18 protein-coding genes and 1 pseudogene are annotated in these 23,923 nt (G+C 56.4%); 11 read left to right on the top strand and 8 right to left on the bottom strand.

Annotation, left to right across the window (positions count from 1 at the left end; genetic code table 11):
* Positions 1-4: 4 nt before the first annotated feature.
* From KUF73_RS10900 to KUF73_RS10890, 3 genes are all read right to left on the bottom strand, one after another.
* Positions 5-1,087: an MSMEG_0568 family radical SAM protein gene (locus KUF73_RS10900; RefSeq protein WP_218438056.1), complete on the bottom strand. Its 1,083-nt coding sequence runs from the start codon at positions 1,085-1,087 to the stop codon at positions 5-7.
* On the bottom strand, positions 1,074-2,051 hold the full coding sequence (locus KUF73_RS10895; RefSeq protein WP_218438055.1) for a Nit6803 family nitrilase: 978 nt from the start codon (positions 2,049-2,051) through the stop codon (positions 1,074-1,076). The genes KUF73_RS10900 and KUF73_RS10895 overlap by 14 nt, the downstream gene beginning before the upstream one ends.
* A gap of 139 nt (positions 2,052-2,190) precedes the next feature.
* Positions 2,191-2,673: an MSMEG_0572/Sll0783 family nitrogen starvation response protein gene (locus KUF73_RS10890; protein ID WP_007969977.1), complete on the bottom strand. Its 483-nt coding sequence runs from the start codon at positions 2,671-2,673 to the stop codon at positions 2,191-2,193.
* A 242-nt stretch (positions 2,674-2,915) separates the two neighbouring features.
* On the opposite strand from KUF73_RS10890, the gene KUF73_RS10885 reads away from it, so the two are divergent.
* The 7 genes from KUF73_RS10885 (at position 2,916) to KUF73_RS10855 (ending at position 12,145) form a co-directional block, all read left to right on the top strand.
* Positions 2,916-4,817 carry a sigma 54-interacting transcriptional regulator gene (locus tag KUF73_RS10885; RefSeq protein ID WP_218438054.1) on the top strand — a complete coding sequence of 634 codons (1,902 nt, stop codon included), beginning with the start codon at positions 2,916-2,918 and terminating at the stop codon, positions 4,815-4,817.
* A 256-nt stretch (positions 4,818-5,073) separates the two neighbouring features.
* Entirely contained in the window at positions 5,074-5,937 is an 864-nt protein-coding gene (locus KUF73_RS10880; RefSeq protein WP_218438053.1) for a Pnap_2097 family protein, read from the top strand.
* Positions 5,934-8,057 (top strand): methylmalonyl-CoA mutase, encoded by a 2,124-nt coding sequence (gene scpA / locus KUF73_RS10875; RefSeq protein WP_218438052.1) that lies wholly within the window; start codon positions 5,934-5,936, stop codon positions 8,055-8,057. Before KUF73_RS10880 ends, scpA begins: the two co-directional genes overlap by 4 nt.
* Before the next feature lie 403 nt (positions 8,058-8,460).
* A complete protein-coding gene (locus tag KUF73_RS10870) occupies positions 8,461-9,414 on the top strand; it encodes a D-2-hydroxyacid dehydrogenase family protein (protein WP_256345557.1) in 954 nt (317 codons plus the stop codon).
* Positions 9,415-9,482: 68 nt separating this feature from the next.
* Positions 9,483-10,769, top strand: a complete 1,287-nt coding sequence (locus tag KUF73_RS10865; RefSeq protein ID WP_218438051.1) for an SLC13 family permease — start codon at positions 9,483-9,485, stop codon at positions 10,767-10,769.
* Between the two features lie 171 nt (positions 10,770-10,940).
* Entirely contained in the window at positions 10,941-11,204 is a 264-nt protein-coding gene (locus KUF73_RS10860; RefSeq protein WP_218438050.1) for a DUF2790 domain-containing protein, read from the top strand.
* Positions 11,205-11,299: 95 nt separating this feature from the next.
* Positions 11,300-12,145 carry a LysR family transcriptional regulator gene (locus tag KUF73_RS10855; protein WP_218438049.1) on the top strand — a complete coding sequence of 282 codons (846 nt, stop codon included), beginning with the start codon at positions 11,300-11,302 and terminating at the stop codon, positions 12,143-12,145.
* Positions 12,146-12,608: 463 nt separating this feature from the next.
* Here KUF73_RS10855 and KUF73_RS10850 read toward each other — a convergent pair whose 3' ends face one another.
* From KUF73_RS10850 to istA, 4 genes and pseudogenes are all read right to left on the bottom strand, one after another.
* A complete protein-coding gene (locus KUF73_RS10850; RefSeq protein WP_218438048.1) occupies positions 12,609-14,693 on the bottom strand; it encodes a hypothetical protein in 2,085 nt (694 codons plus the stop codon).
* A 38-nt stretch (positions 14,694-14,731) separates the two neighbouring features.
* Entirely contained in the window at positions 14,732-15,814 is a 1,083-nt protein-coding gene (locus tag KUF73_RS10845) for a hypothetical protein (RefSeq protein WP_218438047.1), read from the bottom strand.
* Positions 15,815-15,955: 141 nt separating this feature from the next.
* On the bottom strand, positions 15,956-16,759 hold the full coding sequence (istB, locus tag KUF73_RS10840) for an IS21-like element helper ATPase IstB (RefSeq protein WP_218438046.1): 804 nt from the start codon (positions 16,757-16,759) through the stop codon (positions 15,956-15,958).
* Positions 16,752-18,250, bottom strand: a pseudogene (istA, locus tag KUF73_RS10835) (IS21 family transposase). Before istA ends, istB begins: the two are co-directional and overlap by 8 nt.
* Positions 18,251-18,682: 432 nt before the next feature.
* On the opposite strand from istA, the gene KUF73_RS10830 reads away from it, so the two are divergent.
* From KUF73_RS10830 to KUF73_RS10815, 4 genes are all read left to right on the top strand, one after another.
* Positions 18,683-19,054, top strand: a complete 372-nt coding sequence (locus KUF73_RS10830; RefSeq protein WP_218438045.1) for a DUF3302 domain-containing protein — start codon at positions 18,683-18,685, stop codon at positions 19,052-19,054.
* 3 nt (positions 19,055-19,057) lie between these two features.
* Positions 19,058-20,017 carry an HlyD family secretion protein gene (locus tag KUF73_RS10825; protein WP_218438044.1) on the top strand — a complete coding sequence of 320 codons (960 nt, stop codon included), beginning with the start codon at positions 19,058-19,060 and terminating at the stop codon, positions 20,015-20,017.
* A gap of 102 nt (positions 20,018-20,119) precedes the next feature.
* Positions 20,120-21,454 (top strand): putrescine-ornithine antiporter, encoded by a 1,335-nt coding sequence (potE, locus tag KUF73_RS10820; RefSeq protein ID WP_218438043.1) that lies wholly within the window; start codon positions 20,120-20,122, stop codon positions 21,452-21,454.
* 46 nt (positions 21,455-21,500) lie between these two features.
* Positions 21,501-22,406: an amino acid ABC transporter substrate-binding protein gene (locus tag KUF73_RS10815; RefSeq protein WP_218438042.1), complete on the top strand. Its 906-nt coding sequence runs from the start codon at positions 21,501-21,503 to the stop codon at positions 22,404-22,406.
* A gap of 85 nt (positions 22,407-22,491) precedes the next feature.
* Here KUF73_RS10815 and arcD read toward each other — a convergent pair whose 3' ends face one another.
* Positions 22,492-23,919: an arginine-ornithine antiporter gene (gene arcD / locus KUF73_RS10810; protein WP_218438041.1), complete on the bottom strand. Its 1,428-nt coding sequence runs from the start codon at positions 23,917-23,919 to the stop codon at positions 22,492-22,494.
* Between the last annotated feature and the right edge of the window lie 4 nt (positions 23,920-23,923).

Here is a 23,923-nt window from a genome sequence, read left to right as displayed (position 1 = left end):
CGGTTTATTCGTAGCTTTTCAGGGCCGAGCACGCGCCGCATTTGGCGCAACCGGCATTGATCTGATCGGAATGCAAACCGTGACGGCGCAAGCTCGCGCCGATCTGCGGATAGAGCCGGGCCATCATTGCGCTGTCGGGTTTTGGGTGATGTGCCAATGGCGTGCCGTCGATGGGCACGAATGGCACCACGAACGGGTACACACCCAGGGCGCACAAGCGCTCGCTCATCTCGCTGATCGCCGCTTCGCTGTCGCCCAGCCCGGCGAGAATGTAGGTGCTGACCTGGCCCCGACCGAAGACTTCGACCGCCGCGCTGAAGGCTTCGAAATAGCGGCTCAGCGGCACTTCGGCCTTGCCCGGCATAATCCGTTGGCGCACTTCATCAGTGACCGCTTCCAGGTGCATGCCGAGCGACACCACGCCACTGTCAGCCAGGCGTTGAAACCAGCGATCATCGTCCGGCGGCTCGCACTGAGCCTGGATCGGCAGATCGACCGCAGCCGTCACCGCAGCGGCGGATTCACACAAAATCGCCGCGCCACGGTCCGGGGTCTGTGGCGTACCGGTGGTCATCACCATGTGCTTGACGCCGTCGAGTTCCACCGCGGCTTTCGCCACTTCGGCCAATTGCTGCGGGCGCTTGCGGGCGATGGTTTTACCCGCGGCCAACGACTGGCCGATGGCGCAGAACTGGCAAGAACTGCCACGATCATTGAAGCGAATGCAATGCTGCAACACCGTCGTTGCGAGCACATCGCTGCTGTGCAGCGTGGCAATTTTCCAATAGGGAATGCCGTCAGCCGTGCTCAAACCATAGAACTTCGGCACCCCGGGCATCTGCACCTGACCGACCTGCAGGCCTTCGCGAAAGATCAGCGCCTGGCTGCCATCGGCACTGGGCTGCGCTTGATAGGGCGAATTCTGCGAAGCCTGATTGAGGATCGGCACCATCATGGTCCGGCTGCCGAAACTCAGCGCCTTGTGATCCGACGGTCCCGCGCCACCTTGCCGGGACAGGCCGTTCTGCGCAGCCGGCCAACGCACGCCATGGCATTGCAGTTCAGCGAGCAATTCATTGGTTTGCATGATCGGACTCCTCGTCGGCAATCGATGCGAAGTGGCCGCCGCGCTCATGGACATGCGCCGTGGGCGTGCGGTCGATCAACAGGCTGAGCAGTTCCGGACGGCTGTAATGCCCGACCGAGTCCATCATCCGTTTGCGTTTGTCGATCAGTGCGAGATCGAGATCGGCAATCACCACGCCTTCGCCGGAACGCAGCGGTTCACTGAGTAATTTGCCTTCGGGAGAGACGATGGCGGTGAAGCAACCTCCCGAAATCGGGCCGAGGCCGCAACCGGTGTCCTGCATGATCTGGTCCTGCTGATCGGCATCCAGCCACGCGGTGGCATTGACCACGAAACAGCCGGATTCCAGGGCGTGATGGCGGATGGTGACTTCGATCTGCTCGGCAAAAATGTCGCCCACCAGAGAGCCGGGAAACATCGCAGCATGGATCTGCTCGCCGTCCGCCATCAAGGCGTAACGGGCCAGCGGGTTGTAATGCTCCCAGCAAGCCAGCGAGCCGATGCGCCCCACGGCGCTGTCGATCGCGCGCAGTCCCGAACCATCGCCCTGACCCCAGACCATGCGTTCGTGGTAGGTCGGGGTGATCTTGCGTCGATGCTGAATCAGGCTGCCGTCGGCATCGAAGAGTAATTGCGCGTTGTAGATGGTGCCGCCATCGCGCTCATTGACGCCGATGGATACCACCATCCCCGCTTGCTTGCAGGCCTCGCCAATCGCCAGTGTGGCGGCGGATGGCACCGTGACCGATTGATCGAGCAATTTGAGATGTTGTGCGCCCATGGCAAACGCCGGCTGCACAAACGAAAAATACGGGTAGTAAGGCACCACCGTTTCCGGAAACACGGCGAACTGCACGCCTTGTCTACCAAGGGCGATGATCTGTTGGCAGACCTTGTCCACGGTGCCTTCGCGGCTGTAGAGCACCGGGCTGATTTGTACGGCGGCTGCGCGAATAATGGCCATGAGGGGTCCTGAAGTAATGGGTACTCGGAAGATCGGCATCAGTCCTGTGGGGGCTGGCTTGCCTGGGATTCAGGCGGCGCGATGTATCAGTCACACCGCCATTGCGAGCAAGCTCGCTCCCACAGGGAGTTCTGTGCTGTCAGGCCGTCCAGGTATCGATGATCATTGCGCCTTCACGACGCATCAGCAGGCGCAGGTCCATCACGTCCAGCGGGTTGATCGGGCGGATGCCTTCGATCAGGGCTTTTTCGGTCTGGCCGTATAAAGCTTGCAGGGCGAAACGGCAGGCATAGACCTCACCACCCTCTTCCATGAACTGAATGAGTTGCTTGTTCACTGCCAGATGACCAGGGAACGCTTCGGCCCCCAAGGTCGGGAAACCGCGCTGCACGCCCAATTGCACACCTGGCCCGTAGAGCAGGATTTTGGTTTCGAAGCCTTTACGCAGCAGACGCTTGGCCTGAAGCATATTGACCAGGCCGATGGAGCCCTCGAAGGCGATGGTGTGGAAGGTGATCAGGACTTTTTCGCCGGGCTCGGCCTTGATGTCCTCGAAGACTTTCTCTTCGTAATTGACCAGGAAGTCGCCGTCTTTGTAATGGGGGATGTCCACGGTTGGCATAGTGTCGCTCTCCAGTTGCTTCGTGCTTGAACGCCAGCCTGTGTTGGCTGCCGGGTTACAGGAGAGAGAGCGAATGCCGTGCCAGGAAATAAAATTATTTTCTGTGCAGTGGTAAGTGATTGATTAGGTTACGAATGACAATCTGCTCCGGTTTTATATTGCGTAACTGATGCTATCGGTGAATCACGCATTCCCGTAGAAATACGAATATTCGTAGCGGCCAATCACGAGACTTCGTAGCCATGACTGAAACAGACTCTCTCAACGGCTGGGCCGATCTGGCGTATTCGTCGCGGCACATGGTGTTCGAGCATTGCGCCGAGGCCATCGCGCTGCTCAACCCGTTTTCTGATCGGCTGGGTGACCTGAACATTGCTGCCTGTAAGTTGCTCGGCTACCCGCGTCAGGAGTTGCTGGAACTGCCGGTGAGCAAGCTGTTCGGCCATCAATTGGCCGACCTGATCGTGTTCACCCAGGCAGTGATGGACAAAGGTCGTGGCTGGACCGAAGAGTTGAGCTGCAACTGCAAAAGCGGCGAGCGCATCGAGCTGGAAATCTCCGCCACTACCTTGCAGATCAAGGGTGAGCAGCACTTGATTCTGGTGATGCGCGAGTTGAGTCATGAAAAGTACCAGCGCGACCAGGCGCATACCGAGCGCACCATGCGCGGCGGGCTGATCGAGTGGCGCAACATTCTCAACCTGTTTCAGGAAAGCGAGCGCGATAATCAACTGTTGCTCAGCTCCGTGGGCGACGGCATCTACAGCATCAACAGCGATGGCCTGGCCACCTTCGTCAACCCGGCCGGCGCGCGCATGCTGGGCTGGGAGCCGCAGGACATGATCGGCAAGAACATCCATCGCATCCACCACCATACTCACGCGGACGGCAGCCATTACCCGGTCGAAGAGTGTCCGATCTACAAAGCCGTGCGCGACGGCGTGGTTCACGAAGGACGTCAGGAGGTGTTCTGGCGCCGAGACGGCAGTTCGTTTCCGGTGGAATTCACCAGCACTCCGGTGATTTCCGACGGCCGAATCGTCGGTGCGGTGGTGGTGTTTCGCGACATCACCGAGCGGCGCAGCACCGAAACCCAACTGCAAAATGCCTTGGATGAACTCAAGGTCCTCAAGGAGCGGCTCGAAGAGCAAAACGCTTATTTGCAGGAAGAGATTCACATCGAGCACAACTTCCGCGAGATCGTCGGCCAGAGCGATCCGATCAAAAAAATCATCAAGCAAATCGATGTGGTCGCCCCCACCGATGCCAGCGTGCTGATCAACGGCGAGTCGGGTACGGGCAAGGAGTTGATCGCCCGCGCGATCCATCAGGCCAGCCGCCGCAACGCCAGCCCGCTGATCCGGGTCAACTGCGCGGCGATCCCGGCCGAGCTGTTCGAGAGCGAATTTTTCGGGCACATCCGCGGTGCCTTTACCGGCGCGGTGCGAGACCGCGTCGGGCGCTTTGAACTGGCCGATGGCGGTACGTTGTTTCTCGACGAGATCGGCGAAATTCCTTTGGAGCTGCAAAGCAAACTGCTGCGGGTCTTGCAGGAAGGCCAGTTCGAACGGGTCGGCGAAGAACGCACACGCAAGGTCGATGTGCGGATCATCGCCGCCACGAACCGGGACCTGAGGCAAGAAGTGGCAGTGAAGCACTTTCGCGAAGACCTGTATTTCCGGCTCAACGTTTTTCCGATCCAGTCGCCGGCACTGCGTGAACGTCCGATGGATATTGCGCCCTTGGCGGCACACTTCCTCAAACAGACTGGCAAACGCCTGAACATGTCTGGGCGACGCTTGCGCAACAGCGATATCGAGCGCCTGCAAAACTACTCCTGGCCGGGAAATATCCGCGAGCTGCAAAACGTCATTGAGCGCGCGCTGATCACTTCGAACGGCGCCGACCTTAACCTCGACCTGCCCGATGAACCTAAAAACACAGTCACCCTACAGCCTTCCCCTTCGTCCATGATCATGACCGACGCGCAGATACGCGAACTCGAGCGCAATAATATGCAAGCCGCGCTCAAGGCCGCCGACGGCAAATTGTTTGGCAAAAGTGGTGCAGCCGAACTGCTGGGCCTCAAACCCACGACACTGGCTTCCAGGTTCAAGCGGCTGGAAATCAAACTGGAGGAATGATTCGAACGGGGCCTTGGTTGTGGCACCTGGCCTGACCACGCAATCTCGTGAAACCGTTTACGAAAATTCGTGTTTTCACGTAATTACGTAGTACCGGCGTCTGCCTTGCGGGCGCCGTTCAGAAAAATAAATATTAAATATCAATCAGTTAATCGTAAGACTGAACACTTCGAAAAACTGGCACGACCTTCGCTCCCGATACTGCAACCGATAGGCCCGACGGGCCCTCGACAACAGCAGATTCAGGATGCCCACCATGCCGACAACCTCTGCGTTCACCACCTCGCGTTCAGAAACCTACCTGGCTTCGATGCCTAACCTGGCTTTTACCGGCCTGTCGGAAAACTGGTTGTTGAAAGAATGCGGGCATCAACATTGGCTCGCACTGGCCGAGTTACATGATCGGCCTTTGCCTGATTTCGTCGATGAGCAAGGTCGCATCGCCTATGCCGCGTTCACCGCCGTAAAAACGTGGAATCTGAAGCTCGAAACCATCATCGAGAACCGCTCGTTCCAGATCCACACCCGCCTCGGACGCGGTGGGCAGGCCCGGCATTACAGCGAACATGAAGTCAGGCTCGGCGACCGCGTCGTGGGTCAACTGGCGTTGCTGTCCACCTTCGTGAGCCGTCACGTCCCGGGTGACAATCGCAGTGTCAACAAAGCATGTCTCAGGGGCACGCACGCACCCGTGACACCCCTACCCGAGGTATTGCAGGAACTGCACGCCGACAATCGGCGAATCCGCGGCGGCGACTGGCACAGCCATTACGGCATTGACCGCCAATCCAGCGAGGCGGCGCGCGTGTTTGATTTCACGCCCTGCCCCGACATCGACTTCAACGGCGCCGACCTCCTCTACTTCGCCAACTTCCAGGCCATGGTCGAGCGCGCGGAATGGGCGCTGCTGGGATTGCGCCGTCCCGGTCACATCCGCCAACGCGAGTTGCACTTCTACGGCAACCTCAATATCAGCGACAGCTTGCAGCTCAAACTACACACCGATCAGTCCGGTAATAGAGAGCTGCACTGGTGTGAAGTGTATCGGCGCAGCGACCTCTTCAAACTGGCGGATACTTTCACCCGCAAAATCCATATCTCTGACTGCAGTCGACCATGAGCCATCCTCCTCTCTGGCGGCCCGAAGGCCTGCGACTCAAGCCGGTGTATCACTGCAATGACCTGGAAGGTCTTGAGCACCTGCACAGCCTGCCAGGCAAGGCGCCTTTTGTGCGCGGCCCCTATTCGAGCATGTATCCGCAAAAGCCCTGGACCGTGCGCCAATACACCGGGTTCGCCGGTGCCGAAGCCAGCAACCAGCGCCTGCGGCAACGCCTGGCCGAGGGCGCAACTGGATTGTCACTGGCCTTCGATTTGCCGACACATCGCGGTTACGACTCCAATGATCCGCAATGGCAGGCCGATGTCGGCAAGGCCGGTGTCGCCATTGATAGCGTCGAGGACATGGCTGAACTACTCGACGGCATTGCCCTGGATCAGGTGTCGGTTTCGCTGACCATGAATGGCGCGGTCCTGCCCGTGTTGGCGGCCTTCATTGTTGCCGCCGAGGAATCCGGCGTCGCGCCAGCGCTGCTCAGCGGCACCATCCAGAACGACATCCTCAAGGAATTCACGGTACGCAACACCTACATTTTTGCGCCACAACCTTCAATGCGCATCACCATGGACGTGATCGCTTACCTGAACGAGCACGTACCGCGGTTCAATCCGATATCGGTGTCCGGTTATCACTTTCAGGAGGCCGGCGCCGATGCGGTGCTGGAATTGGCACTGACCTTGGTCAATGCCAGAACCTACGCCGAGCAAGTGCAAAAAAGCGGTCTGGACCTGCAAGGGTTCTGCGAACGAATCAGCTTCTTTTTCGGCATTGGCAATGACTTTTTCAGCGAAATCGCCAAATGTCGTGCCGCCCGCCTGCTCTGGTCGGAAATCACCCAGGCCCTCGGCATTCAGAGTGACAAAGGCCAGGCGCTGCGCATGCACTGCCAGACATCGGGCTGGTCGCTGTCAGCGCAAGATCCGCTCAACAACGTCACGCGCACAACTGTCCAGGCGATGGCCGCGGTATTCGGCGGCACGCAGTCCCTGCACACCAACGCCTGGGACGAAGCCTTGGCGCTACCCAGCGAGGCCTCGTCAAGATTGGCCAGCAATACCCAACATATACTTCAACAGGAAACCGGCCTCTGTGATGTGGTCGACCCATGGGCGGGATCCTACATGATGGAATCCCTGACGGCGCAAATGGCTGTGCAGGTTCGCCAACGGATGGCGGAGATTGATGCCCAGGGCGGTGTGTTCCAGTCGATAGCGTCTGGTTGGATCAGTCAGGCTATCCATCTTCAGGCCCTGGCAACCCAGGTCCGACTTGATGGCGGGATTCAACGGCGTGTTGGTGCAAGTGAGCAAGTGCACGCGGCGCCAGAGTCAGCGTCAGCCATGGACAGCCAGGCATTGCGCGCCCGACAGTGCCAACGCCTCCTCCGCTTACGCCTGATGCGCGACACCGCTCGGGTTGAAGCCCTTCTGGATTCGATCACCGAGTGCGCCCGTTCGTGTCAGGGCAATCTGCTGCAGGTGACAGTAGCTGCAATCCGGGCGCGAGCGACCCTCGGCGAATGCACCCAGGCCCTGGAAAAGGTCTGGCCACGCTTCCGGCAGGACCTGAGCTTTCACGCAGATTTTTACGGCCCCTCTGTGAGTGAGCACCCGGGTTGGGCGCAGGTAGGTGCGCGCCTCTCGACCTTTGTCGCACACGAGGCTCGGCCGCCGAGGATTCTGCTGACCAAACTAGGCCAGGACGGACATGACCGCGGTATTCGGCTAATTGCTGCGGCACTTGCCGATGCCGGCTTCGAAGTGCGCCTTCTGCCCTTGTTTCAAACACCGATTCAGTTACTGGAATCCCTGGATGAAGAAAACCAAGTGGACCTGATCGGGATTTCGAGCCTGGCGGGGGGGCACCAGGAATTACTCACTGAACTGTTGAGCCTGTTGAAAAAACGTGAGCTGGACATATCGGTGGTCGTGGGAGGAATCATTCCAGAGGCCGATGCGCGTCAGTTGCTGGACCTGGGAGTGAAGGCGTGTTTCGGTGCGGGTCAGGAAATGATTGAAATTATTGAAAAGATGGTCGATTTGCTCGTCCACCCTCATTTGCGGCCCGGTACATCAAATCATAGCCGCTCTGAGCAGCCGTTAACTTGCCCTACTCCGTAAGTGACGCCACGTTAATGCGATGGGTTACAGATGTTGCCACTGCGCGATTTTTTATATTTCGGCAACGAAACTTTATTGTTGCCAATTAAAGTAACTGGATGGCGTTAGACATTTTCAATGAAAAAGCTAAGGAAGCACCTTACGACCAATAATGAAAAACCAATAGGTATTAGCCTTCTTTCACCCTTTACCCTCCTATGGCCTGGCGTTCAAAGTTGGCGTTGACCAAGTCCCATCGAGTTGATGCGACAACCAGAAAGTTTGGACAGCATTGGTAATAAAACTATTTCCTTGATTTTTTCTCAACCGAAAGCAGCCAAAAACTCGGTTGCCTGTGTTGGTTAAGCTAATTATTTTGGAGAACAGATCACTGTCCGGTTTAACTCCTAACAATAAGAGGAAGATGAAAATGCGTATCGCCGTCCTTAACGACATTCACAATGCCTACGAAAATACCGTAGGCATCCGCCGACTGCGTGAACATGCGCAGGTCAAAATCTTCACCGGTCCCCTGAGTGGGCCAGGCGATCTGAAAGGCTTCGATGCAGTCATCGCCAATCGTGAGCGCACTTTGTTTACTGCCGAATTCATGGAGCAGACACCGGAACTTCGCATCATCGCGCAAACGGGTAATCACGCTTACCACATCGATCTTGAGGCCGCTCAGCGGCTAGGTATCGTAATTGCCAAGGCGACTGGAGGATTCTGCACCAGCGCAGGCGAGTTCACGTTCGGATTGATGATGGCCTTGATGAGAGAAATCCCATGGGTCGACAGCGCCGTCAAACGTGGTGAATGGCCAACGCCTATGACTCGGGTCCTGCGCGGCAAAACGCTGGGCATTGTGGGTATGGGTAACATTGGTCGTTACGTGTCACAGGTTGCCCAAGTATTCGGTATGAATGTCGTAGCGTGGGGGCCGAGGCTGACGGCGGAAGACGCTGCGGCGGTTGGAGCCCAGGCATTGGAGCTGGATGACCTGATGAGACAGTCCGATATCGTTTCAGTACATGCCACGTTGGCCCCGGAATCGCGCGGGTTGATTGACGCGCGCCGCCTGGCCCTGATGAAACCATCCGCCTACATCATCAACACTGCGCGCGGTCCGATTATCGATGAAGCCGCACTTGTGCGAACGCTTGCAGAAGGTCGGATCGCAGGCGCTGCACTGGATGTGTTCGATCAGGAGCCATTGCCAGCGGGGCACGCCTTGACTGGTCTTTCGAACGTCATTCTCACGTCCCATCTCGGCTGGCCAACCGATGAGATGTATGCACAGTTCGCTGATGCCGCAGCTGATGCACTGCTGGGTTGGAAGAAGGGTATTGATGTCCCACGCTTCCTGCCTCATCACTGATCACTTCGCAATTCCCCCAGGGCCGATTGGCCCTGGTCTAAAACAAGAATAAAAAAGAGGTGGCTTCGATGCTGACCCTATTAATTATATTAGCGATCCTGGCGTCCATCGGTATCGGCTACTGGCTCAACGTGAACACAGGGCTATTGGCGATTGTATTCGCCTATCTCATTAGCGTTACTAACCCCGGTACAACCCTGAACGAACTGATCTCACTTTGGCCTACCAAACTGTTTTTAATCATTTTTGGAGTTACTTTCTTCTTTGGCTTTGCCATCGCTAATGGCACGCTTGAGCAAATTGCAAGTCGAGTGGTCTATGCAACACGCAATCGCCCCGCGGCTATTCCTTTTGCCTTATATGGATTGGTGATGCTGATTTCTGGCGTAGGACCGGGACACTACGCCGTATTTGTTTTTCTTTCCCCGCTGGTTATGGCAGTTGCGAGCAAGACTGGTATGAGTCGGCTACTAGGCGCTGTGATCGTCGTATGCGGAGGAATGGCCACCACGTTCAACAGCATCAGTCTCGGAGGTCGGGTCACTCAGGGGATATTTGAACAAATGGGTTTCGATACCGCGACGGCCGAACTCTTCACCCACCGACTGCTACTGGACTCACTTATTGTACAAACCGTTCTTTTCGTTGCTGCCTACATACTGTTGCAGGGTTACAAGACCCGATGCCTTGTAGCGGATGCCCCGCCGCCGCTAGATAAAGCACAACGCAAAACGGTAGTTCTGGTACTCGTCATATTGGGACTGGTCATCGTGCCAAGCCTTTTGGCAGTGATCATTCCAGGACAGGGTCTGCTCGCAACGCTCAGAACCGCTGCTGACCCAACATTTATCTCGTTGCTAGGCGTCGTTCTGGCACTGATTTTCAAAATCGGAGATGAACGCACTGCCTTGGCCAAGGTGCCATGGTCGATCATCATATTGTTGTGTGGCATGGGAATGCTTATCTCCGTCGCGACGCGGGCCGGCACCATCGACGCTTTATCGCAATGGCTGGGATTACACGTCGGATTCAATTCTGTGGTTTACGCCACGGGTATTTGCGCGGGGATCATGAGCTTCTTCTCAAGTACGCTCGGCGTAGTCATGCCAACGTTATATCCAATCGTCCCAGGCTTGGCCGCAAAGACTGGTGTTAGTCCAACGGTGCTGTTTTCTGTGATTACTTCGTGCGCAATCATGACCGGTTTCTCACCATTCTCCTCAGCAGGTGCCATGGCGCTGGCAGGTGTTCAAGAAGAAGCCGAACGCAGTCGACTCTTCTACCAACTCTTCATGGTTCCGCTGTTGGGTGTAGCGGTTGTATTCACATTGGCATTCTTGAGCGTGCTGGGCTGAGTGATTGCAGACAGAGTGATAGCTCAAGTGCCGGTTCGCATGTGCGAAAATGCATAGAACGTGTGCGTAGCTGGGGAATTTTAAGCATAGAGATGTTTCAACAGAATGATCACAAGCCAACCCTATGAGGCTGGCGATATTGGTTAACAACGTGACTTCTGGAGAAACATCATGAAATTTACAAACACAATTGGCGCCGTCGTAATTGCAACAATCAGCGTTTTTGCTCACGCAGATCAAGTCAGCGTGCAACCCTCTGCTATCCCTTATAGCTACACGATGAATCTCGACGTTGCCGAGGTGATAGCAATGGATGAACCTGATCCAGCAGAGTGCCAAGTGGTCGAGGCGTACATGACCTACAGTACGACCCAAGGCAGCCTGCAACGCATCAGTTATCGGAAGTTTGCTCAATCGTGCAACTCTCAGAACTGATGGTATATGTGCCCCGTCCATCGGCAGTCTGGCTGTGGCAACGTCGAGTTGCCACGTGACAGGCAGGTACCATAACTCGGCAAAGGACTTATGTGATGTTTGATTGGGAAGATCTGCGCTACTTTTCGGTGTTTGCCCAAGAACAGTCGTTATCCGCGGCCGCGCGAAAATTGAAAGTCGATCACGCTACTGTCGCAAGACGAATCAGTGCACTGGAAGCTTCACTGAATTTGAAGTTGGTCGACCGTCGTCCTAGGGCTTACGTCCTGACTGCGGACGGAGAGCGTATTGCCAACTTGGGTAAGCGCATGGAAGTCGAATCCTTTGCAGTGGAGCGAAGTGCTTTAGCAGGACAGTCCGGCGTTGTCGGAGAGGTCAAAGTCAGCGCGCCACCAGCGCTAGCCTGCTCCCTGATAGCTCCACACCTGGGAAAGCTTCGCCAACAACATCCGCACCTCTCTCTGCAATTGCTTGGGAACCTAGGCAGCGCGTCCCTCAATCGCCGGGAGGCAGACATTGCCATTCGTTTGAGCCGCCCTACAGAGCCCGATTTTGTCGCGCGAAAAATCACAACAATTCTATTTGCCTTGTACGGTTCCGCCGAATACCTGGATCGAACACCTGGTGATCAACTGACATTCATTGCCTATGACGAGAGCATGGAACAAACCCCTCAGCAGCTATGGTTGCTTGAACAGGCCGGTGATCGCCCTATTCTTCTACGCAGCAATGATCTAAACATTCAGGCAATGGCAGCGAAAGCAGGTGTTGGACTCGCAGCGCTACCGTACTTTCTCGGTGAACAGTATTCACTGAAGCCCGCTGGCATTTCTGGACCGGCATTAGAACGTGAAGTGTGGCTGGTGACTCATAGTGACATTCGTCATACCTCATCAGTACAGGCCGTCATGACGTTTTTGGCTCAGTGCCTCGCCCGGTAACCCGACGCCAGGGAATATTTTCAGTCGACGGTAAGCGGAACAGCGTCGGTCGACATAGCCCCCTTCAGGCGGCCAGCTGGAGGCGAAACGGAACAACAACATTCTTGCAGAACTTGTCTATTGGAATGCTAGTTGGGGCCCGACACGTCCCTATCAACTCCACGGCAACTATGGTACTGCGCTCATCTCTCGCGGAACGGCATACCGCGAAGTCCCAAGTGGTTCCGTCCAGCCATCGCGCAGCTTTTATCTTTGGTGCGTTCGCACACTAAAGAGAGACAGCAGCTATGGTCCGTTCGACGAAGAGCTTACATCAGGGGCACTGTTCGTTTAGGCGAATTGTCGGCCGGACCATTCCTCAAGGGACATCTACCGAAGTATCTAACTGCGGTAGCACTCACTCAAATGCAGACTCGCTCCACCGAAGGTGAAACAGTCTTCATGGTATTGAAAGTTGGCGCCGTTATTTGCGCACACCCCGCGAACCTGGACGGGCTTTCAACGCCGCGCAAATGGCGTCGAAGCGATGGTGAAAATCGTGTCTATACTTTTTATCCAGGCCTACTATCGCATCCCGCGCAAATTTGTTAGCACGTTTGAACAGCTCGACCCGGCCATTGGAATCGACATTGAATACCAGTAAGCGGTGGGAGAAGTTGCCAGTACCTCCTGCCCGTCCCGCAAGGTAACGCTGCATTTTGAGTACCCCGATCAATTTCACCTCCTCGGATTTGAGCAGGCTCAGCAGGCATGATCGATCCACGTTGATGCGATGGCCACCGACTTCCCAGCGGTGTTCCCCTCGCCCTCCAGTCGCGCCCCAAGCTTCGGTCCTGAAGCAAACCCCAGTACTGTTCGACCAACAGCGCCCTCCCACATCGTCAGCCACCAACCCCAATTGGTCACGCACCCAGGCACTGGGTGTCGGACGACGCTGCGCGCTGATAAACGCGTAGGGGTCATGCTGATCAAGGTTCGAGTCGGTACATGCCACGCCATCTATCCAGGTACGAATCCCATGACCGCTCCCCCCGAAATGACTTTCGACGGACTCCGGATCTTCAGGTAGAGAGCAGAAGAACCTGCCCTCGGTCAGTAGCGTCATCACCACCGCAGAAAGGTCGTCGACCGTAACAAGCACGCTGGAAAGCGAAACCGTGCAATCCGTGGAAATTGACCAACGCCCACTGACCGGTAACGATTCGCTTGTTAATTGGGCTTCAGAAATGCCCAGCATCGGCTGCAGTAGCTCATGATCGTCGCGTTCTCTGGCGGTATTATCCGTCTCCGGCATCGGTATGGCATCGCTGTCGGGAAGATCGACAGGGAACAGATCCGTGAGCTCAGCCAGCCACTGACCGTTTACGCACGATAGACGATAGTGCTCAATAAAATCGGCCCAGGCATCATCGCTCCATTCATCTCTGGTTACCTCGCGCGTCTGCAAGAACTCGCCAGCGCACAACATGAGTGCATGCCACCCCAGGTAACCGCCATAACGATCGACTTCCGGCATCGAACCCGACGACCAATCATTCTCGTAGCAACGCCGCGCTCGGGGATCGTCATACATGGAGTGAGCGTTGGCATCCCAACCGTGCACCCAATGCGTCATGCGGCTTTCAATTTCCCATTCTGCGCAGCTGAATACGCGACACAGTCGCTCGACATGGTACTTGCTGAAGTCGTAGTCGAGGTGGAAAGCCTCTGGGCCTCGTTGCGCCGTGTCCGGCTTAGGCAGATAGCGACGTTTCTGGAATTCGCGCGCCATGACTTGAGGGAAAGGCGATCGATTCGTGTTGTCCAGACGCTGCAGTAGCTTGTCTCGTTCAGACGGATCCAGCACGGCGGCCAAGACGCGCAAAGTATCAATGGCAAAGGCACGCATGACGACATGGGGAAAGTTGTCGGCAAAGGCTACCTGTTCGAAAAATTGAAGGTGCACGACGAGTTGTTGTGGATGATCCAGGGCAATCCGTGCCAAGGCAATCAAGAGCCATAGTTGGGCATGCATTGGGTAGGCCGGCAGCTTGGCATCACCAAAAGGGCCGATGCCAGAATCGGTGAAGCGCTGAATTAAATGGGCGATGACATCAAATCGCTTAACCGCCGCTAAGCGCGATACTGCGTGCACTGCACGCCAGCGCATGGGCGCATGCGAGTGCCCCAAACGGGCCCAGATTAATCCAGCCGTGACCCCTTCGGGGTTCAATACCAACGCCAGCTCAGGGGTCCACGGGCCATCACCGAACTCGCCTGGCAGAGTGACTGCTGCCAGCTTCAGCAAACGTGTGAGTCCTTCTGCCAGAGCCGCATCCCGAACACTAGGGGCCAATTTTGCCGCCAATCCCAGCCAGGCATCTCCCGACACTTCAGCGACGGACGACCCCAGTCCCTCCAGCACGGCATCGACAAGCCCTGAGCGATCACTGTGGAAATATGTCAATAACCCGTCCCAGCCTGCCGAACGCCAGCTCTCCGATTGCAGCAACTCCTCAGCGTGCAGACGCGCCAACCTCAGTCCGAGTTCTGGCAGGGCGAGATCCATGGCCGGCGAACGAGCGCCCCAGATGGGTAAAAATTTGTCTAAAGCCCAGATCTTTCGCTCAGACTGGCGACACCGCTGGTCACCACGGCCTGTACGAAGGCCAAGCGCCGGGCCGGGGGTTCCTGGTCTGCCAGATACGCAAGGTCGCGTAACGTCCCCAACGGCCAACGGCCAACGGTGACCGTTGACCGTTGACCGTTGACAGGTTCCTGCTCGAGTATCATGCGGTCGATAGCAACTGGGTCGGCCAGATCGATCGCCACGTTTGCCGACGGGTTTGGCCGTGGCTCACGTGGTGAGGTCGTGGGCTCCAAGCGCAAGCGCTTTAGGAGTGCCGCAAGACGCACCCGAGAGGGCGAGGTGTTGGGCAAATATTCGGCGGCCAGCCGATTCCATGCCTCGAGGTGAGATCGCGGTGGCGACAATTGGTCATTGCGATCGAGTTCAATCAACGATTGTTCAAAGAACCATTCGTGGTGCTGAGCGGGCAACGAAGCCAGCGCAGACTCAGTAAACTCCCCAAGAGACCAAGTCCAACTTTCTATCGGCGCCGCCAGACCAATCAGGCTCGTCGCGATGTCGCCACTGACTTTGCCGTGGCGCAGTAGCTGGGTCAGACTCGGGCCCAGCGACAGACCCAGCGCAGCGTTGTCCCGATCATCGAGTCGGGCGATCACCGCCAGCGTGCTCAGGCCAGCGATGGGTACCATGGCTTTGGCGTATTCGGACCAAGGGAACTTGGCATCATCGTTCTGATTGAGCTCAAAGATGCGTGCAAGCGTATGCCCCGCCTCTGCTGTTAACTCTTGCCCCTGGTAATGCCCGGTGAGCTCCAGCAGGAAATTGGTGCGATCAAAATCTTCTGAGCCAACGGCTTCGGCCAAGTCAAGGGGCCGTCGGAAGTACACTGCCGCCTCTTCCGGTGCAATTCGCCAGACCGCTCGGGCTAACGAACCATAAGCACTAATCCGCGCACCTATCTCTGTCTCCAGTAGAATTCGGCGTTCCACCTCTTTTGCCAAGTCGAGCGCAGAGTCATGACAGGTCGCCTCGCGCGAGAAGCGCTCGATGACCCCCGTCAGTTGGGGTATGTTGTTGGCGCTGATTGAAAACTGACCCACCCTGCCGATTGAAAATTGACCCAGGGCGGATTGCTGTTTTTCGTCCCAGCAATTGTGAATAAGCTTAGCAGCAGTGTCCCGGTTGAACGGTCATCTAGCCCCACCGCATAAAGGCATGCGGCAGGGTGTTTATGGTGCAGATCAAAACGGTTCATCGTCCTCGATACCATCTTCGTCCTTGCGCTTTCGTTCACGTGATTTGATCTTTGTCTGCGCGGCCAGAGTGCTGTGTTGCAGGCGGTAGGACTCGTTGCCCGTTTCGACGATGTGGCAATGGTGTGTCAGCCGATCCAGCAACGCTGTGGTCATCTTGGCGTCGCCGAACACACTCGACCATTCCGAGAAGCTGAGGTTGGTCGTGATCACAATGCTGGTGTGCTCGTACAGCTTGGACAGCAGGTGAAATAACAGCGCGCCGCCGCTCTGGCTGAAGGGCAAATACCCCAGTTCATCGAGTATCACCAGGTCTGTCCGAAGCAGCCCTTGAGCGATTCGGCCACTCTTGCCGTCGTACTTTTCACGCTCCAGCAGATTGACCAGATCCACTGTGGAAAAGAAGCGCACGCGTTTGTTATGGGTCGTGATCCCGGACACGGCCAGGGCGCTGGCCAAATGTGTTTTGCCGGTTCCTGGCCCGCCGATGAACACGACATTCTGCGCGGTCTCTGTGAACTCCAAGCTGGACAGATCTTTGACCAGACGGACATCTGCGCTGGAAGCGCTGAAGTCGAAGCCTGCCAAGTCACGATGCATGGGCAGTTTGGCCATGTTCATCTGGTGGTTCACTGAGCGTACGGCGCGATCTGCTTGTTCTTGTTGGAGCAGATGTTCGAGCAGCCACTTCGACGACGTCGTCGAGGCTTCTCCTTGAGAAGCCAGTTCTTCCCAAGCGCTGGCCATGCCATGCAGACGCAGCTCTTTGAGTTCCGCCATTAGGTCACGCATTGCGATTCTCCTCATCGGTTGTTCGGAGCCGGTCGAAGCGCGCCGTATTGGCGACAGGCGCTACCTTGAGTTGCATGTTGGTTTCTACGGAAGGAGGTGGTGCAGTGGAGGTCAGTCGGGCTAGAACATTCAGGATGTGATCGGCGCTCAGGCTTCCCGACTCAAGCACCAATTCCACCGCCACCAACACCGGGTCGAGACCGGCGATGGGCACAGCAGCCAGTACCTGCATCATGATTCGATCACCGTTGGTGTGACGTCTCAGGCCCCGCTTGAGAAGCCGCAACGGCTTGGGCAGATCGGCAAACGGCGCGCCATTGCGCAGCGCACCGGGCTTGCGTTCGATGAATGGGATGTAATGCTGCCAGTCAAAACTGACCTGATCTCGATCAAAGAGGCGCTCGTGGCTGGCGATCATCGTTTCATCGGCGATGACCACAATCCGGGAAGGATAGAGACGGCTGCTAACCCACTGGCCGACCCGCACACAAGGCACCGAATAGCGATTTCGCGCCACGCTGATCAGGCAGGTGCTGGAGACCCGTACGGTGCGCTCGACGTAGCCATCAAAGGCAGTCCGCATCGGCATCATTTCGACCCGCTCTACTCCAAGACCTCTGCCACCGTCAGTCCGTTGTACTGCGGATGCACCAGCTCGCTCCAGAGTGCACGACAGCGCTGGCCAAGCCAGGCATTCAGTTCTTCGAAGGTGTGAAACATGCAGTCTTGAGCGTCGAGCCAGATGCGTCGTCTGCTGTCTTGCACGTTCTTTTCAACGATGCCTTTTTCCCAACCCGAGGCGACGTTGCAGAAGTCCGGATCGAACAGATAGTGCGAGCACATCACGGAAAACCGGGCATTGACCGTGCGGCCTTTGCCCTTGTTGACCTTGTCGACAGCCGTTTTCATGTTGTCGTAGATGCCGCGACGCGGCACCCCACCTAACGCACCAAACGAGCGGGTATGGGCATCGAACAGCATCTCGTGGCCTTGGCTGGGATATGCAACCAACCAGAACGCGCGACTGGCGCACAGCTTCATGTGGGAGACCTGAATGCTTCGGAAAAGGCCGCCGATCAGCAGACCTTCTTCACTCCAGTCAAATTGAAAAGCCTCACCGAGTGCAAACGTCAGCGGTACAAAGGCACGTAAAGATTTGCCTTGCTCACCGCGCCACGAGCGGATGAAGGCGGTGAGCTGGCTGTAGCCGCCGTCGTAACCCTCGGCCTTGATCTGATCTAAAAGTGCCTTGGCGCTCCTGCGGTTGTGCTTTGCCCGAAACGAATCGGCCTTGAGCGCCTGCTCCAGCGTCTCGTGAAATGGACTGAGTTTGTTGAAGGTAGCGCCCCGCTGGTACGCCGGCTGAGTGGCTTCGGGTGCTCTGACCCATTTTCGGATGGTGTTTCTCGACAGCCCGGTACGCTTGGCGATCTGGTGCAGCGACAGCTTGTCGCGAAAGTACATCCTCCGAATTTTCCCCAACATTTCCATGCTGATCACCCTGTGTTCTCCTGCTCGGAAAGTGAGCAGAAGTAGTTGAACACCTGGGTCAGCTTTCAGTCGGCAGAACAGCCTTTACTGGGTCAGTTTTCGGTCAGCGGCAACAAGCTTGAGTGCATTTACCAACTCTGGAGCGCTCGGAGTGTATTTGTCGCACATGTTTAAACCATCTCTGCGGTATAAAAGCGTCTTCCAAACGATTGAAGCCCTCACCCGACATTACTTATATATATAGCTACAGGGTATAACTATACTGAATGGGTGTTCTGCTTGGTTATATGCCTCGCCGTCGAATCGAGCAAGTATTTGCGACATTGGAACCTTTGTCGTAACCACCCTGCTCCGTCGCTCATAAAAAAATTCCCTTCTGCACTTGTGACTACACTGAGGCTTGCACTTGGCTTGATGTAAGAGGGATCGCTCATGCTTGATTACTTCGCTTTGGGCTTATTGATCTTTGTCGGGATCGTCCTGTTCTACGGGATTATTGTGCTACACGACATCCCATACGAAATTGCCGTACACCGAAATCACCCCCATCAGGATGCCATTCACGCCACTGGATGGGTCAGTTTGTTTACCCTGCACGCGCTCTGGCCCTTTCTGTGGATCTGGGCAATGGCTTACCGCGAGGACCGTGGCTGGGGTTTCGGGGATGGGCACTCACCGAAAAGTCATGTCGTTCATTTGGAGCAACAAGTCGCTGATCTTCAAAGTCGCATCGAACGACTGGAGGCGGCCGCAGGAACATCGCAGAGCAGTTCCACATTGGATGAACGCGGCGGGGGCATATGAACCATGGATCTTTTGCTCGTCTTGACCTATGCAGCAATTTGCGTCGCGATATTCAAGATTTTCCGTATACCGCTGAATAAATGGTCCGTCCCTACGGCTGTGCTAGGGGGCGTGCTGATGATTGGCGCGTTGATCTTTACGATGAACTACAACCACCCCTACTCCGAGGTAGCGCGCTCGTATTTCATCTCGGTGCCGGTGATTCCGGTGGTCAGTGGCCAGGTGATCGACGTGCCGGTCCAGCCCAATCAACCCCTTCAAAAGGGCGATGTGCTCTTTCGCATCGACCCCACTCCGTTTGAATACAGGGTGAAGTCGATCAAGGCTCAGTTGATATCGGCCAACGGTGATCGGTTTCGCATCACTGAACTGATCAAACGTAATTTCGGCACCCAACGGGAACTCGAGTCTGCCATAGCACGCGCTGACGACTTGCAGGCACAACTGGACAACGCGCAGTACGAACTGGACAACACTATCGTTCGCGCACCGAGCCGAGGCTTCGTCACCCATGTTTCATTGCGGCCCGGAATGATGGCCACCAAGCTGCCTTTGCGCCCGTCGATGGTGTTCATCCCGGAGGAAGGACAATACTTTGCGGCCTGGATGCGGCAGAACAGCCTGTTACGCCTGTCTGTGGGTGACGAGGCCGAAGTGGCGTTCGATGGCATTCCCGGCAAGGTCTTTGAGGGTAAAGTCAAAAGTGTCATTTCCGTCATCGCAGAGGGGCAAATACAGCCCTCCGGAACGCTGATCAGCTACACCGGCGCGCCACCACCTGGCCGCGTACCGGTCATTATCGAAATAACCGACCCCGACTATGCTCAATACAGTAAACAAATGCCTGGAGGGGCATACGGACAAGCTGCGCTTTACAGCAAGCATTTTCACCATATCGCCGCGATGCGCAAAATCCTGCTACGCATGTCTGCCTGGATGAACTACATCTTTCCGTTCCATTAACTGGATCTCGATTCTGTTCCTGCTCATACCAGCCAAAGACTGGGGGAAGGTGCCCTGCCCGCCCCCAGCGGCATCGTTCGGTACGCAAGCAAGGAGTTTGTGATGGCTGAGTCAAGCAAGAAGATGAGCCTCATGGGGCTCACTACTCTGGTGACGGTCAACATGATGGGCTCTGGCATCATCATGTTGCCCACGAGCATGGCGCAGTTGGGGGCGGTTTCGCTGTTGTCATGGCTGGTCACCGCAGTCGGGTCAATGGCAATCGCCTACAGTTTCGCCCAGTGCGGTGTTTTCTGTCCGCGCTCGGGGGGATTGTCGGCTTATACCGAAGAAGCGCACGCCAAATCCGGTTTCTTTCTTTGCTCCTACCTTTACTTCTTGTCGCTGGCCATCGCAAACGTTGCTGTCGCGATCTCCGCTGTCGGATACATGACCTCGTTCGTGCCCTGGTTTGGCAGCGGCGCTATTGCGCTGTTCGTCGGCACTGCGGGGCTGATATGGCTGACCATCGTCGCTAACTTCGGAGGCCCGAACATTACCGGCAAAATCGGTGCGATCAGTGTCTGGGGCGTCATCATTCCAGTGGCCGGACTGAGTATCATCGGCTGGTTCTTTTTCAAGGCGGAAGTATTTTCTGCCGCCTGGAACCCGAACAACCTGCCCATTTCCGAGGCTATTGGTAAAACCATTCCTCTGACGCTCTGGGCATTTCTGGGCATGGAATCGGCTGCCCAGGCCTCCGATGCGGTGGAAGATCCCAAGCGCAATGTGCCTCTCGCCTGTTTGTTCGGCACCCTTGGGGCTGCAGTGGTCTATGTGCTGTCCACCACGGTCATCCAAGGCATCATCCCCAACCCCGAACTGGCAACATCGACGGCCCCTTTCGCCCTTGTCTATGCGCAGATGTTCAACCCCGTCATCGGGAAAATCATCATGGCGCTGGCTGTCATCGCCTGTATCGGGTCGTTACTGGGCTGGCAATTCACGCTGGCGCAAACGGCCAAGATGACAGCCGACCAGGCGATGTTCCCGAAGTTTTTCAGTAGGGTTAGCGCAATGAATGCACCGATCATCGGAATGGTCGCGTGCGGTGTATTGCAAACAATAATGGCCCTCTCAACCATATCGCCCAACGCCAGCGCACAGTTCAGCAAGCTCGTCAGCCTCGCGGCGGTGACCAACCTGATTCCTTATGTAACGGCTCTCACAGGTTTGCTCGTCATTATGTACAAAGCCGGCGTTTCCCCATCGGTGTATACGCGCAACACCGTGATACTGATGATCGGGCTGATTTATTCGCTCTACGCCCTCTATTCCTGCGGCAAAGACGCCATATTCGGCGGCACCCTCGTCCTTGCTTTCGGCTACCTGCTCTATGGTTTCCTTGCCAAGCGCTTTGAGCCTCCCCCTGTACCTGCCAAGGCTGCCGATCATTAGACGCTGCTTCAGAAATGCAACGTCATCTGAATACGGGGAACAGGACATGAACGTAAAATCGCCAAAACCCGCAAACGTGCTGATCACTTGTGTGCTCGCCTTGCTCCCGATGCTGTCTCTCGCCGATACCCTGGAACGCGTGCGCTCCAGCAACAGTTTTACCTTGGGCTATCTGCCAAATTTCGCCCCGTTCAGTACCCGGGAAGGTGACAAGGCCAGTGGCTATGCCATCGATCTTTGTCTGAAAATCGCTGAAGCGGTCAAGGCGGAGTTGGGTTTGCCCGGCCTGCAGGTACGCTACCAAGCGGTAAAAATCTCTGACGAGGTCAGCGCTGTCAGTTCGGGCAAGGTCGACATCCTTTGCACGCCGACCCCGGCGACGCTGGAACGGCGCAAATCAGTGAGCTTCTCGGTGCCCGTCTACACTGCCGGCCTTTCGGCGGTGGTACGAAAGGACGCAGCCGAGGCGCTGCTCAACGCATTGAATGGAGAGCCCGCTCATACCGGTCCGGTCTGGCGTGCGACTGTCAATCGCGGGTTAGCCAACCAGACGTTTGCAACCGCTGCAGGAGGCATTACCGAACAGTGGATTCGCGATCGAATGCGGTTGCTCGGCGTGGTCGCCACATTGGTAACGGTTGCGGACAATGACGCCGGAATCAAGCAGGTGGCAGATGGCAAAGTGGATGCATTTTTTTCCGATCGTATGCTGCTCAAAAACCATCTGGCCAAGGACTATCCCGATGGCATGCTGATGGTTGTCGACCGTATCTATGACTATGCGCCAACCTCAATGATGGTGGAGCGTGGCGATGAAGATTTGCGCCTGCTGGTCGATATCACGCTCAGTGATCTGTACCGCTCCGGCGAAGTCGAACGGGCCTATATCCAATACCTGGGAGGTGTCAGTGAAACGGCGCGGCAACTTTTCAAGGTTTATGCATTGCCGTAAAGCGACACCCGCAATATTGCCAAGAACCACATCACGTCGGATTAACACCTGTTCTGGACCATGAGTAACCATGGTCCAACACACCTCACAACGATAACAGTCCGCTGTACAACCCATAAGCCGCCAGTCCCGCCCCGCCAATGACGCAGGTAAAAATGCCTTTTTCGATGGTTGTGAACAGCGGCTTACCCTGCTCACGCTTGGCCTTGGCGAACAGAATCACCCCCGGCGCGTACAGCAACGCCGAGAGCAGCAAGTACTTCACCCCGCCGGCATACAACAACCACACCGCATAGCTCAGCGCGATGCCGCCGATCAGCAGGTCTTTGCCACGGTCGGCGTGCGCGCTTTCGTAGGTTTCGCCTCGTCCGCTCAACAGCACTGCGTAGGCTGCCGACCACAGGTAGGGCACCAGAATCATCGAAGACGCCAGGTAGATAAGGCTAGTGTAGGTTCCCGCAGAAAACAGTGTGATCAGCAGGAAAATCTGGATCATCGAATTGGTCAGCCACAACGCATTGACCGGCACATGGTTAGCGTTTTCCTTGGTCAGGAACACCGGCATGGTCTTGTCCTTGGCGGTGGCGAAAAGAATTTCGGCGCACAGCAGTGCCCACGACAATAAGGCCCCCAGCAACGAAATGGCCAGGCCGACGCTGATCAGCAATGCGCCCCAAGGGCCGACGATATGTTCCAGCACCGCTGCCAGTGACGGGTTTTGTAGCGTGGCCAGTTCCGGTTGGCTCATGACCCCCAGTGACAGTACGTTCACTAGCACCAGTAATGCCAATACGCCAAGAAAACCGATCACCGTCGCCCGGCCGACGTCCGAGCGCTTTTCTGCCCGCGCCGAATAAACGCTGGCGCCCTCGATGCCGATAAAGACGAATACGGTGACCAGCATCATGTTGCGCACCTGGTCCGCCACGCTGCCGAAACTCGGGTTGCTATGGCCCCAGAAGTCGCGGGTAAAGATGTCGGCCTTGAAGGCCACGGCGGCAATCACAATGAACATCACCAGCGGCACGATCTTGGCCACGGTGGTCAGTTGATTAATGAACGTTGCCTCCTTGATCCCGCGCATCACGAGGAAATGCACCGCCCATAAGAGCACCGAGGCGCAGCCAATGGCGATCGGTGTGTTGCCCTGACCAAAGACCGGAAAGAAATAACCGAGCGTGCTGAACAACAGAACGAAATAACCCACATTGCCGAGCCAGGCACTGATCCAGTAACCCCAGGCCGAAGAAAAACCCATGTAATCGCCAAACCCGGCCTTGGCGTAGGCATATACCCCGGAATTGAGGTCCGGCTTACGGTTGGCCAGGGTCTGGAAGACAAAGGCCAGGGTCAACATGCCCACCGCGGTGATCGCCCAGCCAATCAATACAGCACCGGCATCAGCTCGCTCTGCCATGTTCTGTGGCAAAGAAAAGATCCCGCCACCAACCATCGAACCCACCACCAAAGCGATCAGTGCACCCAGGCGAAGTTTTTGCGTCGGCTGCGACATTCCT

Origin of the sequence: Pseudomonas sp. PD9R, assembly GCF_019200975.1 — a bacterium.
In the GTDB taxonomy this organism is placed as follows: Bacteria; Pseudomonadota; Gammaproteobacteria; order Pseudomonadales; family Pseudomonadaceae; genus Aquipseudomonas.
The sequence above is the reverse complement of the archived record's forward strand: the minus strand, read 5'-3'. Positions and strand labels throughout refer to the sequence as shown.